The following is a 2,013-nucleotide window of genomic DNA, read 5'->3' on the forward strand; positions in this document are numbered from 1 at the left end:
TCCGCGATTGCCTCCGGCCATCCCTGACAGTCCGTCCGCGACGCTCCCGAAGCTGGCCGACTGTCAGGCGTCCCTGGTTGAGCCGGCAACCAAGTGGCGGGGAAGACAGCCCACAACGGTTCCAGTCGCCTCTTCAGCGGTGACGTATCGTCATCGGGCCCTTCAAACGTCCTGTCGTCCGTCCCGGCCGAGTCGATGGGCCGGGCTGTTACTCACTTTCGGGTGGAGTTCGACTCCCCGGGTCGGGATGACTGTTCCGACTGCTGGTTGAAGGCGCGGTGGGTGGAGCTCAGGAGCGATTCGCGGTGGGTGGTGGGCTTGGGCGGCTGGGCTCTCTTTCGATGAGGACGGCCGTACCTGCGCCTTCGACCACTGCCGGCTGAGCGGCCGCGTGACCGTCTGCGTCCACATTGGTTTCGGCTGCGGCACCGGGACGGACGTGTTCCAGGAGCGGCGGGTGTACGTGTGGGACGACCGCTTTGACACCGCGACCCTGCGCAACGACCGCGACCGGTTCGTCGTCGAGGTCCCCTGGGGCTACGACCGCGACCCCCGGCGGCGGCCGGCGTCACCGTGGTGACCCCGGGGGTGGTGGCCGGCGTCACCGTGGTGACCCCGGGGTGGTGGCTGGCGTCACCGTGGTGACCCCGGGGGTGGTGGCTGGCGTCACCGTGGTGACCCCGGGGGTGGTGGCCGGCGTCACCGTGGTGACCCCGGGGGTGGTGGCCGGCGTTGTGGTGGCGGCTTCGGGGGTGACGGCCGGCGTCACCGTGGTGACCCCCGGGGTGGTGGCCGGCGTCGTGGTGGCGGCTTCGGGGGTGGTGGCCGGCGTCGTGGTGGCGGCTTCCGCGACGGACACCGCGGCTGGCCTCGCGCGGTGGTGGTTGACTTGGGGGGCGGGTCGTCTCGTGCGGGGGCGGCCTGCCTTCCGTGATGCGCAGGGCGGTGAGCTGAGCGGTGGGCAGCCGCCACACCGTGCGGGTGCTCAAGGGTGTACCGGAGCGGGCGTCTTGGTAGGGGCGTTGCGACCCGGACTCGGGGACCGGCGCGACGTTGCTGTCCGCAGGGCCGCACGACGCGCGCAGCGGAGTTCCCCCCGGCCGGCACACGCACACGGAGCCGAACGGGTGGCCTGATCATGTGCGGCTGTTTCGTCGGCCGAAGAGGGGCTCGGACCGCGGCGGTCCTGATCAGAGCGAATGCGGCGGCGCGCGGCGTGGAGTGGTTCGTGGTCTCGGTCGTCCCGGGCCCAGGGTGGTCCATGGTGGTGATCACGGCTGCATGTGGTGCGAGAGCGGCGGGCGCCGGCCATCCGCCACCTCGATGTCTGCTCCGGCTACCAGCGCATCGCGAACTGGTCCAGCTCGGCGCGGCGTTCGGGGGTGAGCTTGTCGGCTCGGCGGCCGGGGCCCCGACCGGTCGCCCGTTCCTGAAGCCACACCTGGGAGCGTGCAGGGTGCGGGGGACCGCTGCCCTTGAGTACGCAGGCCCATGATGGCCCCGGCTCTGCCGCACCTGTCACCGGAGCAGCGTGAGCGCCTGAAGCAGCTCGCCGACGCGGCCCGGATACGCGCGGTGCTGTTCCCGTCGCCGAAGCCGATGTCCGTCCGACGCCGCTGCCGCTTCCGGCAGTACCGGCGGCCGGCCGAAGCTGTCGCGCACCGCGCGGGGCCGCCGCCGGGCGTGAGTGGCGACGGTGGATTCCACCGCGCGTCCGGTGCGCGGAAGGGGAGTGGAGATCACGGTGATGCGGATCGACCGGTCCACTCCGGTGCGCCCCAAGAGCGGGAAGAGGTTGGGGTCCACCTGCACTCTGGCCACCCGGTGGGCCGCCGTCCCACCCATCCGTGCATCGCGATGGACGGATGCCGCGTCCTTGGCCTGAAGCTCCGGGCTGCCCTCGCCTCCGCGCAGCGCCCTGTACGACTCCGGCGCGCGCTCGGGAGGAAGTCCTGCCCGGCCGCGTGTGGCTGGTATGCGGTCCTCGCCGCGGAGGTGAAGGCCGGCTGCATC

General features: G+C 72.3%; 3 protein-coding genes. 1 reads left to right on the top strand and 2 read right to left on the bottom strand.

All coding sequences use genetic code 11. The features are described from left to right. Positions 1-391: 391 nt before the first annotated feature. Positions 392-580 carry a hypothetical protein gene (locus tag ACH4LD_RS42815; protein ID WP_398059852.1) on the top strand — a complete coding sequence of 63 codons (189 nt, stop codon included), beginning with the start codon at positions 392-394 and terminating at the stop codon, positions 578-580. Positions 581-601: 21 nt separating this feature from the next. Here the strand turns inward: ACH4LD_RS42815 and ACH4LD_RS42820 are convergent, their stop codons facing one another. Next, the gene (locus tag ACH4LD_RS42820; protein ID WP_398059854.1) at positions 602-859 is read right to left on the bottom strand and encodes a hypothetical protein; all 258 of its coding nucleotides are present in this window, start codon (positions 857-859) and stop codon (positions 602-604) included. Between the two features lie 659 nt (positions 860-1,518). Continuing rightward, positions 1,519-2,013, bottom strand: a 495-nt coding sequence (locus tag ACH4LD_RS42825; protein WP_398106227.1) for a hypothetical protein, incomplete at its 5' end; no start/stop codon positions are given.

The organism is Streptomyces sp. NPDC017676 (genome assembly GCF_044329325.1).
Taxonomy (GTDB): Bacteria; Actinomycetota; Actinomycetes; order Streptomycetales; family Streptomycetaceae; genus Streptomyces.